This is a genomic window from Bacillus sp. EB106-06-01-XG163 (assembly GCF_058791615.1).
This window is the reverse complement of the sequence record NZ_JBYTDS010000031.1, coordinates 1-1,827: the sequence shown is the minus strand read 5'-3', so window position 1 is coordinate 1,827 and position 1,827 is coordinate 1. Positions and strand designations below refer to the sequence as shown.

The window sequence follows — 1,827 nt, the reverse complement described above, 5'->3', positions numbered from 1 at the left end:
AACACGGAAGTTAAGCTCTTCAGCGCCGATGGTAGTCGGGGGTTTCCCCCTGTGAGAGTAGGACGCCGCCAAGCTATTACACGTAAGTGTAATATACGGAGGATTAGCTCAGCTGGGAGAGCATCTGCCTTACAAGCAGAGGGTCGGCGGTTCGAGCCCGTCATCCTCCACCATTCCTATCATACATAAGTTGGCGTATTAAGCCGGTGTAGCTCAATTGGTAGAGCAACTGACTTGTAATCAGTAGGTTGGGGGTTCAAGTCCTCTTGCCGGCACCACCTTTATATGTTATACTATATAAGTCTCTTGTAATAAGAGCCATTAGCTCAGTTGGTAGAGCATCTGACTTTTAATCAGAGGGTCGAAGGTTCGAGTCCTTCATGGCTCACCATGTTTTTCTTGCGGATGTGGCGGAATTGGCAGACGCGCTAGAATCAGGCTCTAGTGTCTTTACAGACGTGGGGGTTCAAGTCCCTTCATCCGCATTGCCAAACGCGGAAGTAGTTCAGTGGTAGAACATCACCTTGCCAAGGTGGGGGTCGCGGGTTCGAATCCCGTCTTCCGCTCCAACTATACTATACCATCCATGCCGGGGTGGTGGAATTGGCAGACACACAGGACTTAAAATCCTGCGGTAGGTGACTACCGTGCCGGTTCAAGTCCGGCCCTCGGCACTTATTGTTGCGCCCGTAGCTCAATTGGATAGAGCGTTTGACTACGGATCAAAAGGTTAGGGGTTCGACTCCTCTCGGGCGCGCCATACATACTTTTGAAAAACGGGAAGTAGCTCAGCTTGGTAGAGCACATGGTTTGGGACCATGGGGTCGCAGGTTCGAATCCTGTCTTCCCGACCATTTTGGGGCCTTAGCTCAGCTGGGAGAGCGCCTGCTTTGCACGCAGGAGGTCAGCGGTTCGATCCCGCTAGGCTCCACTTGATTTTAATTGTTTTTTGGCGGTGTAGCTCAGCTGGCTAGAGCGTACGGTTCATACCCGTGAGGTCGGGGGTTCGATCCCCTCCGCCGCTACCATTGGACCTTTAGCTCAGTTGGTTAGAGCAGACGGCTCATAACCGTCCGGTCGTAGGTTCGAGTCCTACAAGGTCCACCACTTATACGGAGGAATACCCAAGTCTGGCTGAAGGGATCGGTCTTGAAAACCGACAGGGGTGTCAAAGCCCGCGGGGGTTCGAATCCCTCTTCCTCCGCCATATCTAATTTAATTATCATCGCGGGGTGGAGCAGTTCGGTAGCTCGTCGGGCTCATAACCCGAAGGTCGCAGGTTCAAATCCTGCCCCCGCAACCAAAAAATGGTCCGGTAGTTCAGTTGGTTAGAATGCCTGCCTGTCACGCAGGAGGTCGCGGGTTCGAGTCCCGTCCGGACCGCCATTTATAAAAAGGCTCGGTAGCTCAGTTGGTAGAGCAACGGACTGAAAATCCGTGTGTCGGCGGTTCGATTCCGTCCCGAGCCACCATTTAATTTAATATTGTTTTGGCGGTTGTGGCGAAGTGGTTAACGCACCAGATTGTGGCTCTGGCACTCGTGGGTTCGATTCCCATCAATCGCCCCAAACAACATGCGGGTGTAGTTTAGTGGTAAAACCTCAGCCTTCCAAGCTGATGTCGTGGGTTCGATTCCCATCACCCGCTCCATTTTTATATTGTCATGGGCCTGTAGCTCAGCTGGTTAGAGCGCACGCCTGATAAGCGTGAGGTCGGTGGTTCGAGTCCACTCAGGCCCACCATGATGATTTTCCACAGTAGCTCAGTGGTAGAGCTATCGGCTGTTAACCGATCGGTCGCAGGTTCGAATCCTGCCTGTGGAGCCAT

19 tRNA genes and 1 rRNA gene are annotated in these 1,827 nt (G+C 52.8%); all 20 read left to right on the top strand.

Going from position 1 to position 1,827, the window contains the following annotated elements:
• A 5S ribosomal RNA gene (rrf, locus tag AC3WTF_RS19230) occupies positions 1-74 on the top strand; the annotation flags it as partial.
• 23 nt (positions 75-97) lie between these two features.
• Positions 98-173, top strand: a tRNA-Val gene (locus AC3WTF_RS19225).
• A 29-nt stretch (positions 174-202) separates the two neighbouring features.
• Positions 203-278: transfer RNA gene (locus tag AC3WTF_RS19220), tRNA-Thr, on the top strand.
• Positions 279-315: 37 nt separating this feature from the next.
• A tRNA-Lys gene (locus AC3WTF_RS19215) sits at positions 316-391 on the top strand.
• A 10-nt stretch (positions 392-401) separates the two neighbouring features.
• Positions 402-485, top strand: a tRNA-Leu gene (locus tag AC3WTF_RS19210).
• 9 nt (positions 486-494) lie between these two features.
• Positions 495-569 (top strand) — tRNA-Gly (locus AC3WTF_RS19205).
• A gap of 19 nt (positions 570-588) precedes the next feature.
• Positions 589-674, top strand: a tRNA-Leu gene (locus AC3WTF_RS19200).
• A 9-nt stretch (positions 675-683) separates the two neighbouring features.
• A tRNA-Arg gene (locus AC3WTF_RS19195) sits at positions 684-760 on the top strand.
• Between the two features lie 17 nt (positions 761-777).
• Positions 778-854 (top strand) — tRNA-Pro (locus tag AC3WTF_RS19190).
• A 4-nt stretch (positions 855-858) separates the two neighbouring features.
• Positions 859-931 (top strand) — tRNA-Ala (locus AC3WTF_RS19185).
• A 20-nt stretch (positions 932-951) separates the two neighbouring features.
• A tRNA-Met gene (locus tag AC3WTF_RS19180) sits at positions 952-1,028 on the top strand.
• A gap of 2 nt (positions 1,029-1,030) precedes the next feature.
• A tRNA-Ile gene (locus tag AC3WTF_RS19175) sits at positions 1,031-1,107 on the top strand.
• A 7-nt stretch (positions 1,108-1,114) separates the two neighbouring features.
• Positions 1,115-1,207: transfer RNA gene (locus AC3WTF_RS19170), tRNA-Ser, on the top strand.
• Positions 1,208-1,226: 19 nt separating this feature from the next.
• Positions 1,227-1,303 (top strand) — tRNA-Met (locus AC3WTF_RS19165).
• A gap of 6 nt (positions 1,304-1,309) precedes the next feature.
• Positions 1,310-1,386: transfer RNA gene (locus tag AC3WTF_RS19160), tRNA-Asp, on the top strand.
• Between the two features lie 10 nt (positions 1,387-1,396).
• A tRNA-Phe gene (locus tag AC3WTF_RS19155) sits at positions 1,397-1,472 on the top strand.
• Between the two features lie 20 nt (positions 1,473-1,492).
• A tRNA-His gene (locus AC3WTF_RS19150) sits at positions 1,493-1,568 on the top strand.
• A gap of 8 nt (positions 1,569-1,576) precedes the next feature.
• A tRNA-Gly gene (locus tag AC3WTF_RS19145) sits at positions 1,577-1,650 on the top strand.
• Positions 1,651-1,665: 15 nt separating this feature from the next.
• Positions 1,666-1,742 (top strand) — tRNA-Ile (locus AC3WTF_RS19140).
• A gap of 9 nt (positions 1,743-1,751) precedes the next feature.
• Positions 1,752-1,826: transfer RNA gene (locus tag AC3WTF_RS19135), tRNA-Asn, on the top strand.
• The last annotated feature ends 1 nt before the right edge of the window (position 1,827 follow it).